The sequence below is a fragment of the Agromyces humi genome (assembly GCF_009720255.1).
Classification (GTDB): domain Bacteria; phylum Actinomycetota; class Actinomycetes; order Actinomycetales; family Microbacteriaceae; genus Agromyces; species Agromyces humi.
On the sequence record NZ_WJSP02000756.1, the window covers coordinates 1 to 611 of the forward strand.

Annotated in this window: 1 protein-coding gene; it reads left to right on the top strand. The window is 66.9% G+C overall.

The window, feature by feature from the left end; translation table 11 throughout:
- Positions 1 to 170 precede the first annotated feature (170 nt).
- A partial coding sequence (locus tag GH736_RS25835) for a HEPN domain-containing protein (protein ID WP_159607612.1) occupies positions 171 to 611 on the top strand: 441 nt, incomplete at its 3' end.

Here is a 611-nt window from a genome sequence, read left to right on the forward strand (position 1 = left end):
CGACGCGAACTCTACGCCGCCCTCGACCGCGCGCAGCAGGAACTCGGCCGCGAGATCAACGCCACGAGGCTCGACCCGGCCGACTGGACAGACGTCAGCATCAACTCATTCGTGCGGACCGTTCGGGAACGCCCGCTTGTCACGCTCGACCTCGAACGGAGCAACAACGCATGAGCCCCACAGGACCATGGCAGCCGGGAAGAGCGGAGATCGAGGACCTCCTGAAACGCGGTCACCTCGAGCGAGTCACGCCGAACCAGCAGTTCGCAACCGACACCCTCGACCAATGCGACACCCACATCGCCTCCGCGAAAGCGATCCAACATTCAGATCAGCCGGCCGCCCTCGCGATCGCATACGACGCCGCACGCAAAGCCCTGGCCGCGATCCTCCTCAACGAGGGCCTTCGGCCGACCAGTATCGGCGGCCACATCGCTTGCATCGATGCCGTCGACGCTCAGGTACGCCCGCCGCTGGACGCAGCACGCGACGTCCACCGGGTCCGCCGTCGCCGGCACCGGAACGAGTACCCGAACCCAGACGACGGGACCGTCACGACGACCAGCGCCGACGTCACCGACGCCATCGACGTCGCTGAGGAAGCTGTGGCC